The organism is Cryobacterium adonitolivorans (genome assembly GCF_004402695.1).
In the GTDB taxonomy this organism is placed as follows: Bacteria; Actinomycetota; Actinomycetes; order Actinomycetales; family Microbacteriaceae; genus Cryobacterium; species Cryobacterium adonitolivorans.
The window spans coordinates 1-1810 of record NZ_SOFL01000027.1; the positions used below are offsets into that span (position 1 = coordinate 1).

A 1810-nucleotide genomic window follows, 5' to 3' on the forward strand; every position below is an offset into this window, starting at 1 on the left:
AGCGGCAACTCGTCGTCGACCACCAACACTCGCGGCCGCGGCCCCGCAGTAGTTTGTGGCCCGAAGGCGGTTGACATCATGCTCTCATTGTCCCTCCGCGTTCACCCCGGACCGCTCTGACGAGCGACTGCAGCCCATATCCTCAGTCAATCTTTGTCAAAAGCGCATTCAGTGGATTTCGCTGACCGCTGGGCTTGTTGCCCATGCGAGGAAAATCCGACTTCGCAAAGCCTCCTCGCTGACCCGGTCGTGATCAGCTGAACTGCGCCCGCGGTATTGCCAGCTGAACTTTGTCAAGTGCCGATACGGATTCGGCGTATCCGCGTTTGCAACCTGGCTTGATCGACACTGGAGGTGACATGAACCCGCACGGCAATCCCGTCGCCGGCCACCGCCAAAGGCTCGTTATCGCATACGCGTTCACGGCGGTTCTGGTCATGGCAGCCATGCTGGCCATGCACTCCATGATCGGCGAGCACGGCGTAGCGTCGGGGGCAGCCGAGTCCACCGCACATTCCGACGCCATCCCAAGCGGCGCTGACTTCGGAACTGACGTGGCGGTCGCGGCGACAGCGGCGACGATATCACTAGTGGCGCACGCCGAAGTTGGCCTTTTCGGTCGCGCCGACTGCGTGCTCGACTGCGCCGTGTGGGCGATGACCTGCGCCCTGGTGTCGGTCGTAGCGGCTCTCATTATTCTTGCCCGCTCGCCGGCCACGTATCGGCGCTTGCTCGAGGCGGGCGGGCGCGTCGCCTCTCGCTTCCAGGGCCCCGCGCTTCATCTTTTCCGACCTAGCTTGGTCGCTCTGTCCATCAGTCGCTCGTAAACCGGCGTCGGCCTTAGCGTCACTCGACGCCGGCCTTCACTACGCCGTATGGCGAACCGGTTTCTCACGTCTGACTCTGAATGGATTAACAATGCCCAAGCCACGTACCTACCTCCTCGCTGCCGCGGCCATCGCAGCCGCACTCACTCTCAGCGCCTGCTCCGGCGGAACAACCGATACCGGTTCATCCGCCGCCCCCAGCTCCCCCGATTCGTCCGCCGCCTCGGTCGACTTCGCCGACGCAGACATCGAGTTCGCCTAGATGATGATCCCCCATCACGAACAGGCCGTTGAAATCAGCGACGACCTCCTTGAGAAGGACGGCATCGACCAGTGCATCGTGGATCTGGCCACCGAGATCAAGGCCGCCCAGGAGCCCGAAATCAAGCAGCTCGAATCCTGGCTCACAGCATGGAACATGGATGACACCAGCTCCAGCGAGATGGACATGTCCGAGATGGATCACGGCACGGACGGCATGATGTCCGACGACGACATGAACGCCCTCAAGTCGGCGTCACCAGGGCGCCATTGCGATGGCTCAGACCGAGATCGACGAGGGTCAAAACCCGGACGCGGTGGACCTGGCCACGAATATCGTGGACAGCCAGACCACCGAGATTGATGTCATGAAGCAAACAATTGCGCCTGGCCGAGAAACACCCGCACTGCCGCCGCCGAGCACAACGGCTACTCCCAGCGACCCGTCGACTTACCCCTCGGGCCGTGCCTTTTTTGACATCATTCCCGTGTTTGCTCAGTTGTGTGTTGAGGCGATCCAGGTGCACAGGCGCTATGCGCGAAGGGCCGCAACGATTGACACGATCGCGACCACTCGGCGTCGACACCGTGACCGTGCAACGCGCGCTCCTGAGCAACCCGGATGGACAGCGGACGTTGGGGCGCGATGAGCGTTGACGTCGGCCAGCGGGCTCGCGGGGCGTCTGGCGTCATCTCACGTAAGAGACCAGGCCGATCATTCC

At 62.5% G+C, this 1810-nt stretch carries 2 protein-coding genes and 1 pseudogene; all 3 read left to right on the top strand.

Going from position 1 to position 1810, the window contains the following annotated elements; all coding sequences use genetic code 11:
* Positions 1–359: 359 nt before the first annotated feature.
* Positions 360–827, top strand: coding sequence for a hypothetical protein (locus E3O42_RS08130; RefSeq protein WP_134453466.1), 468 nt, complete (start codon positions 360–362; stop codon positions 825–827).
* Positions 828–918: 91 nt separating this feature from the next.
* A complete protein-coding gene (locus E3O42_RS18835) occupies positions 919–1089 on the top strand; it encodes a hypothetical protein (protein ID WP_338144939.1) in 171 nt (56 codons plus the stop codon).
* Positions 1090–1092: 3 nt separating this feature from the next.
* Positions 1093–1738 (top strand): annotated as a pseudogene (locus E3O42_RS18840) (DUF305 domain-containing protein).
* Positions 1739–1810: the final 72 nt, after the last annotated feature.

Coding starts and splice junctions, on each gene's coding strand:
- E3O42_RS08130 (WP_134453466.1), top strand. CDS start 360: ATGAACCCGCACGGCAATCCCGTCGCCGGCCACCGCCAAAGGCTCGTT.
- E3O42_RS18835 (WP_338144939.1), top strand. CDS start 919: ATGCCCAAGCCACGTACCTACCTCCTCGCTGCCGCGGCCATCGCAGCC.